The organism is Streptomyces sp. NPDC051315 (genome assembly GCF_044455165.1).
Lineage (GTDB): Bacteria > Actinomycetota > Actinomycetes > Streptomycetales > Streptomycetaceae > Streptomyces.
Map to the genome: position 1 here is coordinate 125590 of NZ_JBITEN010000006.1, position 19690 is coordinate 145279.

Consider the following 19690-nt stretch of genomic DNA (forward strand, 5'->3'; position numbering starts at 1 on the left):
CCGCAGTTGGGAGGCCAGTGTCAGGGGCACGATTGCGTCCGCCAGGGTCACCGAAGCGGGCGATGCTGGAAGGAAACCGTGTGAGCCGGATCTCGGTCCGGGGATTCGCAGTGGCCTCGGCCACGGCGGTCACCGCTGTCGGAAGTGTCGTCGGCGTTGCCTCGGGCAGCACCGCGCAGACCAACGACGCAGAGGCGACGGCAAGCGACTCGACGCTCCTCGCGGAGATCCCTGTCGGCCAGCAGGCCCAGGTGCAGACGGCGTCCCTGACGCAGCAGGCCAGCGTCCAGGCTATCGCCGCGGACGAGAGCGCCAAGAAGGACGCCGAGGAAGCGGCCCGCAAGGCCGCCGCCAAGACCGCGATCGCGAAGAAGGAAGCCGCCGAGAAGGCGGCCAAGGAAGCCAAGGAGCGCGCCGAGGCCAAGGCCGCGGCGAGCCGCAGCGCCTCCGACTTCCCGGTCCAGAGCTCCTACACCATCGCGCAGATCCAGGCGATGGCGCAGCAGATGGTTCCCAGCGGCCAGTGGCAGTGCTTCAGCAACATTGTGGACCACGAGTCCGACTGGAACTACCGGGCCGTCAACCCCTCCTCCGGCGCCTACGGTCTCTTCCAGGCCCTGCCCGGCTCCAAGATGTCGTCCGTCGGCTCCGACTGGCAGACGAACCCGGCCACCCAGATCAAGTGGGGCCTGAACTACATGAACGACCGGTACGGCAGCCCCTGCGACGCCTGGTCGTTCTGGCAGGCCAACCACTGGTACTAGACCGCCGGTACCGCGGGTGGGCCCACGGGCCCGCGCCCGCTCGCTCAACTCCGCGCAGCCCCTCCCCGTCCTAGGGGGAGGGGCTGTCGCCCTGTACGGTCGTGGAGCCGACGACTCCAGGGGGAGTGGTGGGGAGAGACGGGGGAAGAGGACGTTTCATGTCGCGAGTGCCAGGGTGGCTCGGCCGGCTGGGTTCCGGTCTGACCGAGATGGGAGAGCGGCTCGACGCCCGCCGCGCCGAGGCCCGGCGGGAGGCCGGTCCGGGTGACGAGCCGGAAGCGGTACCGCCCGGCACCCCCGAGGTGCCGACCGAGGAGCTGCCGCCCCCCGCCCCCCGCCCCGATCCCGCCCAGGTCGTGCCGTGGGGTGTCCGGGTCGCCGCCGAGGCGGGCTGGCGGCTGCTGGTGCTCGCGGGGACCGTCTGGGTCCTGATGAAGGTCATCAGCGCCGTCCAACTCGTCGTGCTGGCCTTCGTGGTGTCGCTGCTGCTGACCGCCCTGCTGGAGCCCACCGTCGCCCGCCTCAAGCGCCTGGGCGTGCCCCGGGGCCCCGCGACCGCGCTGACGGCGATCCTCGGGTTCGTCGTCATCGGCCTGATGGGCTGGTTCGTGACCTGGCAGGTCATGGAGAACATCGACAACCTCTCCGACCAGGTCCAGGACGGCATCGACGACCTGCGCCGCTGGCTGCTCAACAGCCCCTTCCACGTCACCGACAAGCAGATCAACGGTATCGCCCAGAACCTGCGGGAGGCGGTCGGCGCCAACACCGACGAGATCACCTCGGCGGGGCTGGAGGGCGTCACCGTCGTCGTCGAGGCCCTCACCGGCATCCTGCTGGCCTTCTTCTCCACGCTGTTCCTGCTCTACGACGGCAAGCGCATCTGGCAGTGGACCCTCAAGCTGGTCCCGGCCGTCGCCCGGCCCGGCGTGGCGGGCGCGGGCCCGCGCGCCTGGGCGACGCTCACGGCGTACGTGCGCGGCACGGTGGTGGTCGCGTTGATCGACGCGATCTTCATCGGCCTCGGCATCTACTTCCTCGACGTGCCCATGGCCGTCCCGCTCGCCGTCTTCATCTTCCTGTTCTCCTTCATCCCGCTGGTCGGCGCGGTCGCCTCGGGGGCGCTGGCCGTCGTGGTCGCGCTGGTGACCCAGGGCGTGTTCACCGCGGTGATGACCCTGGCGGTCGTCCTGGCCGTCCAGCAGATCGAGGGTCACATCCTCCAGCCGTTCATCCTCGGGCGCGCGGTGCGCGTCCACCCGTTGGCGGTGGTCCTGGCGGTCGCCTCCGGCGGCATGGTCGCCGGCATCGGCGGCGCGGTGGTCGCCGTACCGCTGGTGGCGGTCTCCAACACCGTGGTGGGCTATCTGCACGCGTACTCACGGGAGTCGGCGCTGCGGCAGGCGCCGCGGCCTCGCGGCGCCACGGCGCTGGACACCGCCCCGGTGACCCCGGACCCGGGGCCCGCGCCCCCGGACACCCCTTCGGCCTGAACGGCGGCCGCGCCACCGCACGGCGGGTCCCCGCGTTCCCGCGCCCCGCGTCGCCGGACGGGCTGACGTGACGGCCCTGCCGGAGGCAGGAGCGGCTCGGCAACGCCGAGGGCCCCGCCCACCAGTGGTGGACGGGGCCCGGGGAAACCGGCTCTACTCGGCGAGGACCGCCTCCGACTCCAGCGTGACGCCGACCGCCTGGATCACCGAGGCGATCTTGAACGCCTCCTGGATCACCTCACGCTCGACGCCCGCCTTGCGCAGCACCTGCTCGTGCGAGTCGAGGCAGAGGCCGCAGCCGTTGATGGCGGAGACGGCGAACGACCACAGTTCGAAGTCGACCTTGTCGACCCCGGGGTTGCCGATGACGTTCATCCGCAGGCCGGCGCGCAGGTTGCCGTACTCGTGGTCCGACAGCAGGTGACGGGTGCGGTAGAAGACGTTGTTCATCGCCATGATCGCGGCGGCGGACTTGGCCGCCGTGTACGCCTCCGGCGAGAGGTTCGCCTTGGCCTCCGGCGCCAGCTCGCGCAGGACGATGGGGGAGCGGGAGGCGATCGCGGTCGCCAGCACCGTGCCCCACAGCTGCTGCGCGGGGAGGTCGGAGTTGCCGATGACCGAGCCCAGGTTGAGCTTCAGGTCCTTGGCGTAGTCCGGTATCGCGGACTTCAGGGAGTCGAGGGACATGTCAGCTCACTCCCCGGCCAGCAGCTTGACCGGGTCGAGGGTGTCCTCGCCCTTGGACCAGTTGCACGGGCACAGCTCGTCGGTCTGCAGGGCGTCCAGGACCCGCAGGACCTCCTTGGGGTTGCGGCCGACGGAGCCCGCGGTGACCATCGTGAACTGGATCTCCCGGTTCGGGTCGACGATGAACACGGCGCGCTGCGCGAAGCCGTCCTCGCCCTCGATGCCGAGGTCGCGCATCAGCTCGTGCTTGGAGTCGGCCATCATCGGGAACGGCAGGTCGGTCAGGTCCGGGTGGTCCTTGCGCCAGGCGTGGTGGACGAACTCGGAGTCGCCGGAGAAGCCGAGGATCTGCGCGTCGCGGTCGGCGAACTCGTCGTTCAGCTTGCCGAAGGCGGCGATCTCGGTCGGGCACACGAAGGTGAAGTCCTTCGGCCATGCGAAGACCACGAGCCACTTGCCCTCGTAGGACTTGTGGTGGATCTGCTCGAACTCCTTGCCCTTCTCCAGCGAGACGCAGGCGGTCAGTTCGAACTCGGGGAACGTGTCACCGACAGTGAGCACAGGCTCTCCTTGCAGCGAAGAAGCGTCCGGATCGCGGACGTTTCCCATGGGTTGGACGATCTCGATCGTGGCACAGGGTGCATTGATTCAGGAAATGGATACACTCGATTGTGTTGATCGGAGGTCGTTATCAGTGACTGTCGGTAATGTGGGTGCCAAGAGTGTGGGCGGGGTGGGGCCCAAGAGGCGGCAGCCCAGCCTGGCGCAGCTGCGGGCCTTCGCGGCCGTCGCCGAGCACCTGCACTTCCGGGACGCGGCCGCTGCCATCGGCATGAGCCAGCCCGCCCTGTCCGGTGCGGTCTCCGCGCTGGAGGAGACGCTCGGCGTCACCCTCCTCGAGCGTACGACCCGCAAGGTGCTGCTCTCCCCGGCCGGCGAGCGGCTCGCCGTACGGGCCAAGGCGGTGCTCGCGGAGGTCGGGGCGCTCATGGCGGAGGCCGAAGCGGTGCGGGCACCCTTCACCGGGGCGCTGCGGCTCGGGGTCATCCCCACGGTCGCGCCCTACCTGCTGCCCACCGTCCTGCGCCTGGTCCACGACCGCTATCCGCAGCTCGACCTCCAGGTCCACGAGGAGCAGACCGCCAACCTCGTCGACGGCCTGAACAGCGGCCGGCTCGACCTGCTGCTGCTCGCCGTACCGCTCGGGGTGCCGGGTGTCGTCGAACTCCCCCTCTTCGACGAGGACTTCGTGCTCGTCACCCCGCTCGGCCACCGGCTCGGCGGCAGGGAGGGGATACCGCGCGAGGTCCTCAGGGAGCTCAACCTCCTCCTCCTGGACGAGGGGCACTGCCTGCGCGACCAGGCCCTCGACATCTGCCGGGAGGCCGGCCGGAAGGACGCGCCGGTGACCACGACCGCCGCCGGGCTGTCCACACTCGTCCAGCTCGTCGCCGGCGGCCTGGGCTGCACCCTGCTGCCGCGCACCGCCGTCACGGTCGAGACCAGCCGCAGCACCCAGCTCCTCACCGGTTCCTTCGCCGACCCCGCGCCCAGCCGCCGGATCGCCCTCGCCATGCGCCCGGGCGCGGCGCGCGCGGCGGAGTACGCGGAGCTGGCTGCCGCCCTGCGGGAGGCGCTGAGGCCGTTGCCGGTCCGGGTGCTCGGTGCCGACGGCTGAGGTCGGCACTCGGTCGAAGGGGCGCCGGACGAGGAGAGTCCGCGCCCACTGGGCGCGGTGACGGCGCGACGGCCCCTCCCCCCGCCGGGGGAGGGGCCGTCGGGTCACTCCGTGCGCAGCCCGTCCGGCCGCATCAGCCGCAACAGCGGCGGCAGGCTCAGCAGCGTCACCACCAGCACGACCGCCCCGCCGATGCCGGTCATCGCGAGCACGCTCGCCCAGTCCACCCTCAGCGGGACGGTGGCCATCTTCAGCAGGATCACGCCCAGCGTCAGTCCGACCGCCATGGCGAGCAGCAGGCCCAGCGTGATCGGGATCGCGGTCTGCCACAGCACGGACAGCGTGAGCGTGCGGCGCCGGGTGCCGAAGGCGATCAGCGACGACAGCAGCTTCCTGCGCTCGCGCAACTGCTCCAGCTGGGAGACGAGCAGGCTCGCCCCGATGAGCACCAGGACCGCGGACGCGCCCACGAACAGGCCGGTGCGGATGGTGTCGTACTCCTCCGAGCGCTGGGTCGACGTCCACGACCAGGCGTCGACGAGCGGGTCGATCGCGGCGGCGGTGTTGCGTACGTGCTCCCGGGCGTCCGGCACCGACTCGTCCACCCGCACGTAGACGTTGCCGTACAGCGACGGCTCGGCCTTCGCGGGCAGCGCGGACGGGGTGACCAGCAGACCCGTCACGTGGGGCTGCAGGGAGTCCTCGCGGACGTTCACCGCGGGGACCGCGGCGGGCAGCGTCCAGCGGGCCTCGGCCGCCGGCTCGCCGTCGCCGTAGGACGGGTCGACCCACACGGTGGCGCCCGGTGCCATCAGCTCGCGCAGCTTCGCGTCGTAGTCCGCCACCTCGGACTCGGCCAGGAACACGTCGCCCTCGCGGCACGTGGAGAGCCGGGCCAGCTCGCGCAGGGCCGCGCAGTCCCCGACGGTGATGTCCAGCGTGTACTCCGGGTCCTTGCGGCGGTCGCCGAACGAGGTGTGGGACAGGGCCACCGCGTCCCGCACGCCCTCGGTCTTCTCGAACTTCCGCCCGGCCGCCGCCACATCGACGTCGTCCGTCAGGTCGACCTGCATCTGGACCCGGCTCGGGTCGCGGCCGGTCGACTCGGTGTAGTCCTCCTGGACCGCCGCGAACAGCATCTGCAGCGCGATCGCCCCGGCCACCGCCACCGCGATGCCGTTGACCATCCGGGCCGCCGTACCGCTGCTCAGCTGGAGCCGGCGCACGGCCAGCTGCCAGGAGACCGCGCCGTGGCCCAGCCGGGCCACCGACGCCTCGACGACCCACGGCAGCAGCGCGGTGACGCCGACGAGCAGGAGCAGGACGCCGCCGGTCACCAGGTACTGGTTGAAGTCCCCGTTGCCGTCGCCCTGCCCGATCATCGGGTAGAGCATGGCGAGCCCCGCCAGCGGCGGCAGCAGCCGCCACCACAGCCTGCGCCGCGCGGGCTTCGCCGTACGGACCACGCCCAGCGGCTCGATGACGACCCGGCGCAGCGCGAACAGCGTCACGAACACCGCCGCCGCCGGGACCGCCACGGCGACCAGCGCCGCCAGGACGGGCGTCGGGGTGAGGTAGTCCGGGAACACGCTGACGCCGAACAGCTCGACGGTGCCCGCTATCTCGGCCCCGATCAGGAAGAAGCCGGTGCCGAGCACCAGGCCCAGCACGGCGCCCGCGAGCGCCTCGCCCGCCGCGATCCGCCGGGTCATCCCGCCGTCGCAGCCCACCAGCCGCAGCGCCGCCAGTCTGCGGTCGCGCTGCTCGCCGCCGAACCGTACGGCGGTGGCGACGAAGATGCCGACCGGGGCCAGCAGCACCACGAAGACGAGCAGGACGAGCAGCAGCAGGACCGGGTCCAGGGCGCCCGATCCCTCGTCGCCGATGTCCCCGAAGTGGTCGATGCGCGCCACGGCCGAGTGGTGGCCGATCCGTTCCGCGAGGTCGTCCGAGCCCGCGTAGTAGGCGAGTTCGGCCGGCCCGATGAGCCCCTTCTCCCCGATGGTCCCGACGATCTTCCCGGGCAGCCGCTCGCGCAGCAGCTCGCCGCCGGACGACTTCAGCACCTCGGCCAGCGCGGGGGAGACGTACATCTCGCCGGGCGCGGGGAAGCCGGAGATACCCGGCGGCAGCGGCGCCCGGGCGCCCTCCGGCTGCAGCAGCCGTCCCCGGATGTCCCGCTCGTGCCACAGGGACCCGGCGTGCGCGACGACGAGGGTGTCGTCGGCCGCCGGGATCTCCTCGGGCGTCAGCGAGAAGTCGTGGCGGGCGGACTCGCGCGCGTGGCGGGCGTCCAGGATGTTCGGGACCGCGGTCGTCAGCAGCAGCAGCGCCACCCCGAGGCCCACGCCGACGGACGTGAGCAGGGCCCGGACCCACCCCTCACGTCCGCCGCTGAAGGCGAACCGGAACCCCATGGCGAGGTCCCCGCACATCGCCCGCGCGCGGCCTCGCTCGCGCGGGGGATGCTCCCGCCGCACGTTCATACGACCCGCTCCATGTCCCGGGACTTCCCGTCGCGTACGACGATCTCGCGGTCGGAGTAGGCGGCCACCCGCGCCTCGTGGGTGACCAGCACGACGGCCGCGTTGGCGGACCGGGCGGCGTCGGTGAGCAGTTCCATCACGCGTTCGCCGTTGAGCGAGTCCAGCGCGCCGGTCGGCTCGTCGGCGAACACCACCCGCGGGCCGGTGACCAGCGAGCGGGCGACGGCCACCCGCTGCCCCTGCCCGCCGGAGACCTCACCGGGCCGTTTCGCGCGCAGGTCGTCGACCTCCAGCCGCTCCATCCAGGCCAGCGCGGTCCGCTCGGCCTGCCTGCGCGGGGTGCCGTTGAGCCGCAGCGGCAGCGCCACGTTCTCCACGCAGGTCAGCTCCGGCACGAGCTGCCCGAACTGGAAGACGAACCCGAAGTCCGAGCGCCTGAGCGCACTGCGCCGCGCGTCGCTCATCGTCGCGAGCTCCTGCCCGTCGTACGTGATCGAGCCCGAGTCGGGCGTCACGATCCCGGCGAGACAGTGCAGCAGCGTGGACTTGCCGGACCCGGAGGGGCCCATCACGGCGACGACCTCGCCGGGGTGGATGGAGAACTCGGCACCGTCCAGCGCGACGGTGGGCCCGTAGGCCTTGCGCAGGTTCTCGGCGGCGAGCAGGGAGCCCGCGGGAGCGCTCACGCGGTCACCGCCTCTCGGAGCTTGTCGAGGCGCGCCGCAGTCAGCTCCAGCCAGCGCAGGTCGGCCTCGAGGTGGAACAGGGCGTGGTCGCAGATCAGCTGGTCGGCGAGGTCGCCCTTGCGTTTGCGGTCGGTCAGGACGCGCATGCTGCGCAGGTGCTCGGCGCGCTGCGTGTCGAGGATGTCGGCCGCGTCGCGGCGGGTGAGCAACGCGAGGACGACCTTGGTGTAGAGCGTCGACTGCAGGTACGGCTCGGGTTTCTCGGGCGTGGCGAGCCAGCGGGCGACGTCGGTGATGCCCGCGTCGGTGATGGCGTACCGCTTCCGCTCCGGGCCGCCGCCCGCCTCGATGCCGTCGACTTCGACGAGCCCGTGCTTCAGCAGCCGGGACATCGTCGAGTAGACCTGGCCGTAGTGCAGCGGCCGGTCGTGACCGAACTTCTCGTCGAAGGCCCGCTTCAGGTCGTAGCCGTGGCGGGGCCCGGACTCCAGGAGTCCCAGGAGGGTGTGACCGATGGACATGAATCCGACTCTACACACGGTGTATACGCGGTGTGTATACGCGGAGTGCGGAGTCGGTGGCGGGGTGTGGGCCCGCGCAGGTGGGGGCCGATTGTCACAGGTCTGCTACAGGCCCCGGTCCTTGCCCGGAGGCCGCCCGCGACGCGGAAGGGGGCCCGCCTCGCCCGGCAGCCGCCCCGCCTCCTTCAGCGCCTTCCGCAGCAGGAACTCGATCTGCGCGTTCGCCGACCGCAACTCGTCCGAGGCCCAGCGGGCCAACGCGTCGTACACCAGCGGATCGAGCCGCAACAGCACCTGCTTGCGCTGCTGCGGCCGACGCTGGGGGGCACCGTCCCCGGCGGGATCCGTCACTGGTAGAGCGTTCCGGTGTTGAGCACGGGCTGGGGTGCCCGGTCCCCGCACAGCACCACCATCAGGTTCGACACCATCGCCGCCTTCCGTTCGTCGTCCAGTTCCACGATGTCCTGCTCGGCTATCCGGTTGAGCGCCGCCTCGACCATGCCGACCGCGCCGTCCACGATCTCCCGCCGCGCCGCGACCACCGCGCCCGCCTGCTGCCGCTGGAGCATCGCGGAGGCGATCTCCGGAGCGTAGGCGAGGTGCGTGAAGCGGGACTCGATGATCCGCACGCCGGCCGCCTCCACGCGCGCGTGCAGCTCGGCGGCGAGCTTCTCGGTGATCTCCTCGGCGTTGCCGCGCAGCGAGAGCCCGCCCTCGTCATGGGCGTCGTAGGGGTACTCGATGGCGATGTGCCGGACCGCGGCCTCGGTCTGGGTGGAGACGAACTCCACGAAGTCGTCCACCTCGAAGGTCGCCTGCGCGGTGTCGTGGACCTTCCACACCACCACCGCGGCGAGCTCGATCGGGCTGCCGTAGGCGTCGTTGACCTTCAGTACCGCGGTCTCGTGGTTGCGGACGCGGGTGGAGATCTTGTGGCGGGAGGTGAGCGGGTTCACCCAGCGCAGGCCGTCCTCGCGGATGGTCCCGCGGTAGCGCCCGAAGAGCTGGACCACGCGGGCCTCGCCCGGCGCCACCGTGTTCAGCCCGCACATCGACAGGAACGCGGCGAGGGCGATCACGACGCCCGCGGTGATCAGGGCGGCCTTGACGCCGGTGGCGGTCACCAGCGCGGCCACCGCGATCAGGCCGGCGCCGGCCAGCAGTCCGACCAGGCCGGCCAGCAGCGCGAATCCGCCGCCCACGCTGTGCGCCGGGAACTCGTGCACGCGCGGGGCGGGCATCTCGGGCGCGTCGACGGTCGCCAGCACCTCGTCGACGGCCGTGTCCCGTGGGTCGTTCGGGCCGTGCGGCTCCTGCGTGGACATAGGGGTCCCCCCGTTTCTCGCGAGCGCTGCCGCCCGCGTCGGCTTCGATCTAGCTAAGTGATATCACTTTACGGCGGGATGGCAACCCTCGGCCGCTCTCGTACGTCGGTTTCGGTGGAACGGTGTGCTGGTTCCACCGAGCGGGGTGCTGATTCTCACGCCCGCACCGGACCGAACCGAGACCCCCTTGCCACAGAGAGCGGTGTTAGCTTTCTGAGCTGACCTGCCTCCGGGCACTGGTGTGACAGCCGAGTAGGAAGCGGAGCGAGCGGACTCATGGGACGAGCGGACGAGAGACGAGCGCGACAGCGCGGTGGCCGCCGCGCGGCGCCCAGGAACCGCTCGTCGCGGGCGGCGGCTCCCCCCTCGCGCACCGAGGACGTGACCGCGGCCGAGGCCGCCACGAGTGCCGCGGCCGGCGGACGCGCGGCGGCCCGCCGGAGCGCCAGGAAGGGCGCCAAGGGCACCAAGGGGGAGAAGGGCCGCATACGCCGGCTCTTCACCTGGAAGAAGATGCTCGGCACCTTCCTCGGCCTCTGCGTGCTCGTCATCGGCGCCTTCGTCGCGCTCTACATCACGACGCCGATCCCGGACACGGCCAACGCCGACGCCCAGCTGCAGAGCAACGTCTACAAGTACAGCGACGGCACGCTCGTGACCCGGGACGGCAAGCTCAACCGCGAGAACGTCGACCTCGCGGACGTCCCCGAGGCCGTCCAGCACACCTTCGTCGCCGCCGAGAACAAGACCTTCTACGACGACGCCGGCGTCGACCTGAGGGGCACCGCCCGCGGCATGCTCAACACGCTCATGGGCAAGGGCGCGCAGGGCGGATCGACGATCACCCAGCAGTACGTCAAGAACTACTACCTGACCCAGGAACAGACCGTCACGCGCAAGCTGAAGGAACTGGTCATCTCGCTGAAGCTGGACCGGGAGAAGTCCAAGAACTACATCCTGGCCGGCTACATCAACACCAGTTACTACGGCCGCGGCGCCTACGGCATCCAGGCCGCCGCCCAGGCCTACTACCGCGTCGACGCCGACAAGCTCACCGTCGAACAGGGCGCCTACCTCGCCGCGCTGCTCCAGGCCCCCAGCCAGTACGACTGGGCCGTCGCCTCGGAGAACGGCAAGAAGCTGGTCCAGAACCGCTGGAACTACGTCCTGAACAACATGGTCGAGGAGAAGTGGCTCGACAAGGCCGAGCGCGACGCCATGGAGTTCCCGATCCCCAAGGAGCCCAAGGCCGCCCCCGGCCAGGAGGGCCAGGTCGGTTACCTGGTCGACGCCGCCAACAGCGAACTGGAGCGGCAGCTCGTCGCCCAGGGCGTCGCGGAGAGCAGCAAGGAAGCCGAGGCGATGGTCAACGCCGGCGGCTGGAACATCACGCTCAACATCGAGAAGAAGAAGCAGAAGGCGCTGGAGCGGTCCGTCAAGGAGCAGCTGACCAGCAAGCTGGACAAGAAGAAGCGCTCGGTCGACGGTGACGTCCAGGCCGGCGCCGTCTCCGTGAACCCGAAGACGGGCGCGGTCGTGGCCATGTACGGCGGCGTGAACTACGTCGAGCACTACACGAACAACGCCACCCGCACCGACTACCAGCCCGCCTCCACCTTCAAGCCGGTGATCCTCGCCGCGGCCTTCGACCAGGGCGCCGAGACCCAGGACGGCGACAAGATCACCGCGAACACGATCTACGACGGCACCAGCAAGCGCCCGGTCGTCGGCAGCGACATCGGCTTCGCCCCGGAGAACGAGGACGACGTCGACTACGGCGACGTCACCGTCCAGACCGCGATGAACAAGTCCATCAACTCCGTCTTCGCGCAGATGGGCGTCGACGTCGGCATGGACAAGGTCATCCAGGTCGCCGGCGACCTCGGCATGGACACCGAGGACCTGAAGGCGGTGCCCGCGCAGACCCTCGGCACCATGGGCGCGAGCCCCCTGCAGATGGCCGGTGTCTACGCGACCCTCGACAACCACGGCAAGAAGGTCACGCCGACCCTCATCAAGTCGGCGGAGAACAGCGCCCACGCGGTGAAGCCGGCCGAACCGATCGGCGAGCAGGTCATCAGCCGCGAGGCCGCCGACTCGGTCACCTCGGTGCTGACGGGTGTGGTCGACGACGGTACGGCGCAGAGGTCCGTGCGGGACAACCCCCTGCGCAAGGGCCAGAAGGTCGCGGGCAAGACGGGCACCTCCGACGACAACAAGTCGGCCTGGTTCACCGCCTACACGCCCGACCTGGTCACCTCCGTCGGACTGTTCGGCGAGTCCGCCAAGCCGCCGCACCCCCAGGTCACCCTCACCGGCGCGACCGGTCTGATCCCCGGCAAGGGCCGCATCAACGGCGGTGGCTACCCGGCGCAGATCTGGGCGGCGTACACCTTCGGCGTCTCCAGCAAGGTCACCAGGTTCGACCTGGAGACCGACCAGGGCGCCGCGGTCCAGCCGCCCGTCACGACGAGCCCGTCGCCGTCGCGGTCGCAGGAGCCGTCGGAGGAGCCGAGCACCGAGGCCCCGACGACCAGCGCGCCCCCGAAGACCCAGACCCCGTCCCAGACGCCGACCACGCAGGAACCGTCCGAGGAGCCGACCACGGAGGAACCGTCGGACGAGCCGACGACGGGGGAGCCCACCACGGAGGAGCCCGAGAACCCACTGGACCCGCGACTCGCTCAGTAGTCCGGACTCAGGGACAGCGAGAGGGCGGGGGGCCGGCGATCGCCGGGCGCCCTCTCGCTGTCCCTGACCCCGGGCCGGGGCACCCTCTCGTCCGTCCGGGCCCTAACCCCGGCCCAGCTCGAACCAGACCACCTTGCCGGTGCTGAGCCGGGTCGCGCCCCACCGCCGGGCCAGCCGGTTGACGAGGAACAGTCCCCGCCCGCCCTCGTCCGTCGCCCGCGCCTGGCGCAGACGCGGCAACTGCGGCACGTCGTCGCCGACCTCGCAGCGCAGGACATCGGTGCGCAGCAGCCGCAGCGTCACCGGCCGGGAGGCGTACCGCACCGCGTTGGTGACCACCTCGCTCACCAGCAGCTCGACGGAGTCGGTCAGCTCCTCCATCCCCCAGCGGGCCAGCGCCCGCCGCGCCAGCCGCCGAGCGCGCCCCGGCGCGGCGTCCTCCGGCTCCAGGAACCAGTACGCGACGTCACTCGGCGCGATCCCGTCGAAGCGCGCGGCGAGCAGCGCGATGTCGTCGTCCCGGTCACCCGGCCCGAGCATGTCGAGCACCTCGTCGCACAGGGCTTCCAGGGGCGGCGGATGGTCCGGCCCGGTCAGCTGCGCGGTCGCCGCGAGCTTCTCGCGCAGCTGCTCTATGCCGGTCCACACGTCCCGCAGCCGGGACTCCACCAGACCGTCGGTGTACAGCAGGAGGGTCGCCCCGGCGGGCGCGTCCAGCTCCACGGCCTCGAAGTCGACGCCGCCCACGCCGATCGGCGCGCCCGGCGGCACCCGCAGCACCTCGGCCCGGCCGCCCAGGTGCAGCAGGACGGGCGGCGGATGGCCGGCGTTGGCGATGGTGATGCGGTGCGAGACCGGGTCGTAGACCGCGTACAGGCAGGTCGCCATGCGGTCGGTGCCCAGGCGCTGGGCCTGCTCGTCGAGATGGTGCAGCACCTCCTGGGGCGGCAGGTCGAGCCCGGCGAGCGTCTGGGCGGTGGTCCGCAGCTGGCCCATGATGGCCGCGCTGGTCATGGAGTGGCCCATGACGTCGCCCACCACCAGCGCCACCCGGCTGCCCGGCAGCGGGATGGCGTCGTACCAGTCGCCGCCGACCCGCGCGGTCTCCGCGGCCGGCAGATAGCGGGAGGCCAGCCGCACGCCGGTGGGGCGGGGCAGGGTCTCCGGAAGCATCGTGCGCTGGAGTTCGTCGGCGATGTACGCCTCACGGTCGTACAGCACCGCCTTGTCGATGCCCAGGGCGCTGTGCGTGGCGAGCTGGGCGGCGACCAGCAGGTCGTCGTTCTCGAAGGGGATGCGGTCCGGGCGGCGGATGAAGACCGCGGCCCCGATCACCCGCCGCCGGCCGCGCAGCGGGGCCAGGATCGCCCGCTGGTCGTCCGGCACGACCAACGGGCTGTCCTCACCGATGAGTTCCGGCAGCGCGACCCGTGCCGCCGCGGTGTCCGCGAACACCGGACGCACCCCGCGCAGCACCTCCGCGAGCGCCCCGCCCGGCCGCACCTCGCACAGTTCCGCGACCGCCGCCGACAGCTCCGACACCTCAGGCGCCTCCTGCGGCGGCACGGCCAGCAGCGCGAACCCGGTCTCCGTGTCCCGATCCTCCGGGATCCGGTCGGTGCGCCGCAGCCGCAGCACGACACGGTCCGCGACCGGCCGCTCGTCGCCCACCGGCAGCGGGTCGCGCAGATAGACGAGGATCGCGTCGGAGAACGTCGGCACGGTCGCCCGGCACAGCCCCATCACGATCTCGTCCAGGTCCAGCCCGCGGGCGATCCGCCGGGTGGCCGCGCCCACGAAGCGCAGCCGGTCCCCGTCCCGCCGCATCGGCGTGGGCCGGCCCGGCGCCGGGATCTGGCCGGTACGGCGGTCCTGGACGTCGGGGCCGTGCTCGGGCCGCGCCTCGGCACCCGGCTGGAGGGGGATGGACTCGGGTGCGGGCCGCGGCCGGTGCTCACCCACGCTGGGCTTCGCTCCCGTGGAAGGGACGCCCATGGTCTCGGCGACCGCCGGCTGCGAGTGCTCGGAGTCGGAGCCGGCCGTCTCCTCCGGCCGGCCCTCGGCGCGGGCCTGGGCGGCGGGAGACGGTAAGGCGGAGGAGCCCGTCAGGGGCGTCTGGGAACGCAGGGACCCCCCGCGGGGGTCCGTGGGGTCGACGCCCTGGGGGCGTCCGTAGGAGGTCGGCTGCTCCGTCACGCGTGTCGAATCCGTCCGTCCGGGGCTGCGCGCCGCGCGTGCAGTTGGTCCCGCAGAGAACCCGATACCCGGAATACATGTCCCCGGAACGGATTTCCCGCGTGGTCAGAGGCTGTTCCTGTGCCACCGGTGGACCGGGCGCGGCCCCCGGGGCCGGCGTCGGCCCCGCCGGTGTTGCCCTCGTACCCCTCGCTCACGTCCTGCCGCCCCTCGGTGACGTTCGGTCAGACCCGGCGCCTTCTCCGGGAGTTGGTGTGTCCTGGCCTTGCGGAGGACGATCCTACGTTTGTTGCCCGGGGGCGTATCAAGGGTCTCATGTGGACAGACGCGCGGGTGTGCGGTCCCAGTCCTCCGGCAGCAACGGTACGGCCCAGGACGGGTCCGGGCGCCAGTGCTGCCAGCCGTCGCCGAACGGCGCCCCCCAGGCGCGGATCACCTCCACCGCCGACCGGCCCGCCTCCCGCACCCGCTCGGCCACCGACGCGTCCATCAGACCGTCCTGCTGGGCCTGCGCGAACTCGTCCTCGTCGCGCCACCCCCACGTACGGTCCGGGTACACGCAGATGTCCAGGAAGTGGTCCTCGGAGTCCACGCCGCCGTCCCAGCGGGCCAACGGCTCCTCGAGGTTGACGTACCAGTTCTTGAACTGCCAGCCCGGCTCCCAGAACAGCCACACCGACCAGGGCTCGCCCGGCCGGGCCAGCTTCAGCACACCGGTGCCGAACCAGCGGTCGAGCACCACGCTCCGCGGCTTGGTGTACCGCGTGCGCAGCGGTTCCTGGTGCAGCGGGGTGCCGTCGGCGAGCACGGGCTTGACGCACTGGGTGCCGGGGGCCATCCACACGGCGAGCACGTCCTCGTCGTCCCGGACGACGGTGACCGGCCGGGCGATGTGGAAGCGCTCGCCGCCGTTCTCCCGGTACCGCCACAGGATCTGGTCACCGGGCTCCCAGAAGGTCGCCGCACCGCCCGTTCCCACGCGTCTCACCGCTCCGCCGTCTGCCATGAACAGATATTAGGTGCCATGGACATACGACGCTGCGGCGCGTGTCACGGTTCTCGCGCCGGGCGCGAAAGGTTACGGGTGCGTCATCCGCAGGACATCCAGCGCCTCGTCGAGCTGTTCGAGCGTCAGGTCGCCGCGTTCCACATAGCCGCCGTCCAGCACCGCCTCCCGGATGGTCCTGCGCTCGGCCAGCGCCCTCTTGGCGACCTTCGCGGCCTCCTCGTACCCGATGTACTTGTTCAGCGGCGTCACCACGGACGGCGACGACTCGGCGTACTCGCGGGCCCGTTCGCGGTGGGCGACGATGCCGTCGACGGTGCGGTCGGCGAGCAGCCGGGAGACGTTGGCGAGCAGCCGGACGGACTCCAGCACGTTCTTGGCGATCACCGGCAGCATGACGTTGAGCTCGAAGTTGCCGGCCGCTCCCGCGGCGGCGACGGTGGCGTCGTTCCCGGTGACCTGCGCGGCCACCATCAGCACGGCCTCCGGGATCACCGGGTTGACCTTGCCGGGCATGATCGAGGAGCCGGGCTGGAGGTCGGGCAGGCTGATCTCCGCGAGCCCGGTGCGCGGCCCGGACGCCATCCACCGCAGGTCGTTGGCGATCTTCGTCAGGCCCACGGCGACGGTCCGCAGCTGCCCGCTGGTCTCGACGATGCCGTCCCGCGCGCCCTGCGCCTCGAAGTGGTCGCGCGCCTCGGTCAGGGGCAGCCCGGTGACGCGGGCCACCTCCTGGATGACGGCCGCGGAGAAGCCGGGGGGCGTGTTGATGCCGGTGCCGACGGCGGTGCCGCCCAGCGGCAGCTCGGCCAGCCGGGGCAGGGACGCCTTCAGCCGCTCGACGCCGTACCGCATCTGCGCGGCGTACCCGCCGAACTCCTGGCCCAGCGTCACGGGCGTGGCGTCCATGAGGTGGGTCCGCCCCGACTTCACCACGTCGGAGAACTCCTCCGCCTTGCGCTCCAGGGCGGCGGCCAGGTGCTCCAGGGCCGGGACCAGGTCGCGGGTGACGGCGGCCGTGGCGGCGATGTGGATCGACGACGGGAAGACGTCGTTGGAGGACTGGGAGGCGTTGACGTGGTCGTTGGGGTGGACGTCCCGCCCGAGGCGCTCGCTCGCGAGGGTGGCGATGACCTCGTTGGTGTTCATGTTGGACGAGGTGCCGGACCCGGTCTGGAACACGTCCACGGGGAAGTGCTCGTCCCACCGGCCCTCGGCCACCTCGGCGGCCGCCTCCTGGATCGCCCCGGCGACCTCCTCGTCGAGCACTCCGAGCTCGGCGTTGACCTTCGCCGCCGCGCCCTTGATCCGGGCGAGGGCCTCGATGTGGGCGCGCTCGATGCGCTGTCCGGAGACGGGGAAGTTCTCCACCGCCCGCTGGGTCTGGGCCCGCCACTTGGCGTGGGCGGGGACGCGGACCTCGCCCATGGAGTCGTGCTCGGTGCGGTACTCGGCCGCCTTGTCCTGCTCGTCGGTCATCGACGATCACCTCCACGTCTCACAGCATGCGCGACGCGACCACTGTTCCCCGTGGAGGTGAACCGTCACCGACCGGGTTACGCGAGTCCCGGCCCCCGTACCGGAATGGACGTGAATGTCGGCGCGGGCGCCGGGTCCTTGAAGAAGTCGTTGCCCTTGTCGTCGACGACGACGAACGCCGGGAAGTCCTCGACCTCGATCTTCCAGACGGCCTCCATGCCGAGCTCCTCGTACTCGACGACCTCGACCTTCTTGATGCAGTCCTGGGCGAGGCGGGCGGCGGGGCCGCCGATGGAGCCGAGGTAGAAGCCGCCGTGGGCGTTGCACGCGTCCGTGACCTGCTGGCTGCGGTTGCCCTTGGCCAGCATCACCTTGGAGCCGCCCGCCGCCTGGAACTGCTCGACGTAGGAGTCCATGCGCCCGGCCGTCGTCGGCCCGAAGGAACCGGACGCGTACCCTTCCGGCGTCTTGGCGGGGCCCGCGTAGTACACCGGGTGGTCCTTCAGGTACTGCGGCATCTCCTCGCCCGCGTCCAGCCGCTCCTTGATCTTGGCGTGCGCGATGTCACGCGCCACGACCAGCGGACCGGACAGCGACAGCCGGGTCTTGACCGGGTACTTGGTCAGCTCCGCCAGGATGTCGTCCATCGGCTGGTTCAGGTCGATCTTCACGACGTCGCCGGACTCGTCGAGGTGCTCGTCGGTCGTGTCCGGAAGGAAGCGCGCCGGGTCGGTCTCCAACTGCTCCAGGAAGACGCCCTCGGCGGTGATCTTCGCGACCGCCTGCCGGTCGGCGGAGCAGGAGACGGCGATGGCGACCGGGCAGGAGGCGCCGTGCCGGGGCAGCCGCACCACGCGTACGTCGTGGCAGAAGTACTTGCCGCCGAACTGCGCCCCGATCCCGATCCTCTGCGTCAGCTCGAAGACCTTCTCCTCCAGCTCCTTGTCCCGGAAGCCGTGCCCGAGCGGGGAACCCTCGGCCGGGATGTCGTCCAGGTAGTGCGCGGAGGCGTACTTCGCGGTCTTCAGCGCGTACTCGGCGGACGTACCGCCGACCACGATCGCCAGGTGGTACGGCGGGCAGGCGGCCGTACCGAGCGAGCGGATCTTCTCCTCCAGGAACTTCATCATGGAGGCCTCGTTCAGGACGGCCTTCGTCTCCTGGTAGAGGAAGGACTTGTTGGCGGAGCCGCCGCCCTTCGCCATGAACAGGAACTTGTAGGCGCCGCCGTCCGTCGCGTACAGCTCGATCTGCGCCGGCAGGTTCGACCCGGTGTTCTTCTCCTCCCACATGGTGAGCGGAGCCATCTGCGAGTACCGCAGGTTGAGCTTGGTGTAGGCGTCGTAGATGCCGCGCGACAGGGCCTCCTCGTCCCGGCCCCGCGTCAGCACGTTCTGCCCGCGCTTGCCCATGACGATCGCCGTGCCGGTGTCCTGGCACATGGGCAGCACGCCGGCCGCCGCGATGTTCGCGTTCTTCAGCAGGTCCAGGGCGACGAACTTGTCGTTGCTCGACGCCTCGGGGTCGTCGATGATCCGGCGCAGCTGCGCCAGGTGGGCGGGCCGCAGGTAGTGCTGGATGTCGTGGATGGCCTCCTCGGCCAGCTTGCGCAGCGCCTCCGGCTCGACCTTGAGGAAGGTGCGCCCGTCGGCCTCGAAGGTGGAGACACCCTCGGAGGTCACCAGCCGGTAGGGGGTGGTGTCCTCTCCCATGGGGAGCAGATCGGTGTACTCGAACTCAGGCATCGGTGCCCATTCCTCTTCGACAAGACAGCGCGGCCGGCCCGCGGCTGACCTCCATTGGCAGCGCCCACCAGGGTAGGACCTGCCGCTGACGGCGAGCTTGTGAGGTAAGGCTCAGTTCGACCCGGCGAGGGCTATCGCGATCTATCGTGTGTGGGTACGCTGCTGGCGTGGACCTTCAGAAGCAGACCGCACCGCGCGCCTCCGTCGCCGATCTGCGCGCCTCGGACGCCGACCGTGACCGCATCGCCGGCATGCTGCGCGACGCCCTCGCCGAGGGGCGCCTGAACGCGGAGGAGCACGCCGAGCGGGTCGAGGGCGTGCTGGCCGCCAGGACGGTCGGCGAACTGGACGGGTTCGTCCAGGACCTGCCCGCGGCCCACCGCCGGCACGTCCCGCCGCACGCCCCGGCACCGAACCGTCCGTCGGCCCCCGTCCCCGCCGACCCGGACGACCACGTGGTCGCGGTCTTCAGCAACAGCGTCCGCAGGGGCCGCCGGCGCGCCGGCCGCCGTATCCACGCGTACGCGATCTTCGGCAGTGTCGAGATCGACCTGAGCGAGGCGCTGTTCGAGTACCAGCAGGTCGTCGTCAAGGCGGTCTCGGTCTTCGGCAACGTCGAGGTCCGCGTCCCGGAGAACGTGTCGCTGCGCGGCACCGGCGGCGGAGTCCTCGGCAACTTCGAGGTCGACACGCTCGACTCCGCCGACCCCGACGCCCCGGTCGTCTACATCGACGGATGGGCCGTCCTCGGCAACATCGAGGGCCGGCCGAAGCGCGGCCGGCTCGTCGCGGACATCCTCGACCGTGTCCAGCGCACCCTCGACCGGAGTGTGCGCGGGCATCTGTGACCGTTGACGGTCGCGAAGGCCGGTGGGCGCCGGGCGGGTCCGGGGGCGGGCCGGCCCGGGCCGACGTGCGCACGAGGGCCCGTGA

Annotated in this window: 16 protein-coding genes; 5 read left to right on the top strand and 11 right to left on the bottom strand. The window is 71.4% G+C overall.

Annotated elements, in window-relative coordinates; genetic code table 11:
- The first annotated feature begins 80 nt into the window (after positions 1-80).
- Together ACIBBD_RS14035 and ACIBBD_RS14040 are read left to right on the top strand one after the other, a co-directional pair.
- Positions 81-764, top strand: a complete 684-nt coding sequence (locus tag ACIBBD_RS14035; RefSeq protein ID WP_399419615.1) for a transglycosylase SLT domain-containing protein — start codon at positions 81-83, stop codon at positions 762-764.
- Positions 765-922: 158 nt separating this feature from the next.
- On the top strand, positions 923-2257 hold the full coding sequence (locus tag ACIBBD_RS14040; RefSeq protein ID WP_399419616.1) for an AI-2E family transporter: 1335 nt from the start codon (positions 923-925) through the stop codon (positions 2255-2257).
- A gap of 153 nt (positions 2258-2410) precedes the next feature.
- Here ACIBBD_RS14040 and ACIBBD_RS14045 read toward each other — a convergent pair whose 3' ends face one another.
- Positions 2411-2944: an alkyl hydroperoxide reductase gene (locus ACIBBD_RS14045; protein ID WP_399419617.1), complete on the bottom strand. Its 534-nt coding sequence runs from the start codon at positions 2942-2944 to the stop codon at positions 2411-2413.
- 6 nt (positions 2945-2950) lie between these two features.
- Complete coding sequence (locus ACIBBD_RS14050; RefSeq protein ID WP_399419618.1) at positions 2951-3505, bottom strand: peroxiredoxin; 555 nt, start codon at positions 3503-3505, stop codon at positions 2951-2953.
- Between the two features lie 172 nt (positions 3506-3677).
- On the opposite strand from ACIBBD_RS14050, the gene ACIBBD_RS14055 reads away from it, so the two are divergent.
- Positions 3678-4622, top strand: a complete 945-nt coding sequence (locus ACIBBD_RS14055) for a LysR substrate-binding domain-containing protein (protein ID WP_399419814.1) — start codon at positions 3678-3680, stop codon at positions 4620-4622.
- 104 nt (positions 4623-4726) lie between these two features.
- Here ACIBBD_RS14055 and ACIBBD_RS14060 read toward each other — a convergent pair whose 3' ends face one another.
- From ACIBBD_RS14060 to ACIBBD_RS14080, 5 genes are all read right to left on the bottom strand, one after another.
- On the bottom strand, positions 4727-7108 hold the full coding sequence (locus tag ACIBBD_RS14060; RefSeq protein ID WP_399419619.1) for an FtsX-like permease family protein: 2382 nt from the start codon (positions 7106-7108) through the stop codon (positions 4727-4729).
- Positions 7105-7794: an ABC transporter ATP-binding protein gene (locus ACIBBD_RS14065; RefSeq protein WP_399419620.1), complete on the bottom strand. Its 690-nt coding sequence runs from the start codon at positions 7792-7794 to the stop codon at positions 7105-7107. The genes ACIBBD_RS14060 and ACIBBD_RS14065 overlap by 4 nt, the downstream gene beginning before the upstream one ends.
- Positions 7791-8315, bottom strand: coding sequence for a PadR family transcriptional regulator (locus ACIBBD_RS14070; protein ID WP_399419621.1), 525 nt, complete (start codon positions 8313-8315; stop codon positions 7791-7793). The genes ACIBBD_RS14065 and ACIBBD_RS14070 overlap by 4 nt, the downstream gene beginning before the upstream one ends.
- Before the next feature lie 105 nt (positions 8316-8420).
- Positions 8421-8666, bottom strand: coding sequence for a hypothetical protein (locus ACIBBD_RS14075; RefSeq protein ID WP_399419622.1), 246 nt, complete (start codon positions 8664-8666; stop codon positions 8421-8423).
- Positions 8663-9556 carry an SPFH domain-containing protein gene (locus ACIBBD_RS14080; protein ID WP_399419815.1) on the bottom strand — a complete coding sequence of 298 codons (894 nt, stop codon included), beginning with the start codon at positions 9554-9556 and terminating at the stop codon, positions 8663-8665. The genes ACIBBD_RS14075 and ACIBBD_RS14080 overlap by 4 nt, the downstream gene beginning before the upstream one ends.
- 360 nt (positions 9557-9916) lie before the next feature.
- On the opposite strand from ACIBBD_RS14080, the gene ACIBBD_RS14085 reads away from it, so the two are divergent.
- Positions 9917-12331 (top strand): transglycosylase domain-containing protein, encoded by a 2415-nt coding sequence (locus ACIBBD_RS14085; RefSeq protein ID WP_399419623.1) that lies wholly within the window; start codon positions 9917-9919, stop codon positions 12329-12331.
- Positions 12332-12433: 102 nt separating this feature from the next.
- On the opposite strand, the gene ACIBBD_RS14090 is transcribed toward ACIBBD_RS14085, so the two are convergent.
- The 4 genes from ACIBBD_RS14090 to ACIBBD_RS14105 all read right to left on the bottom strand — a co-directional run bounded on the left by ACIBBD_RS14090 (position 12434) and on the right by ACIBBD_RS14105 (position 18757).
- On the bottom strand, positions 12434-14527 hold the full coding sequence (locus ACIBBD_RS14090; RefSeq protein WP_399419624.1) for a SpoIIE family protein phosphatase: 2094 nt from the start codon (positions 14525-14527) through the stop codon (positions 12434-12436).
- 313 nt (positions 14528-14840) lie between these two features.
- Positions 14841-15533, bottom strand: a complete 693-nt coding sequence (locus ACIBBD_RS14095; RefSeq protein WP_399419625.1) for a DUF402 domain-containing protein — start codon at positions 15531-15533, stop codon at positions 14841-14843.
- A 72-nt stretch (positions 15534-15605) separates the two neighbouring features.
- On the bottom strand, positions 15606-17012 hold the full coding sequence (locus ACIBBD_RS14100; RefSeq protein ID WP_399419626.1) for a class II fumarate hydratase: 1407 nt from the start codon (positions 17010-17012) through the stop codon (positions 15606-15608).
- A gap of 77 nt (positions 17013-17089) precedes the next feature.
- Positions 17090-18757, bottom strand: coding sequence for a fumarate hydratase (locus ACIBBD_RS14105; protein WP_399419627.1), 1668 nt, complete (start codon positions 18755-18757; stop codon positions 17090-17092).
- 167 nt (positions 18758-18924) lie between these two features.
- Here ACIBBD_RS14105 and ACIBBD_RS14110 point away from each other — a divergent pair, with 167 nt between their 5' ends.
- A complete protein-coding gene (locus ACIBBD_RS14110) occupies positions 18925-19605 on the top strand; it encodes a DUF1707 domain-containing protein (RefSeq protein WP_399419628.1) in 681 nt (226 codons plus the stop codon).
- The last annotated feature ends 85 nt before the right edge of the window (positions 19606-19690 follow it).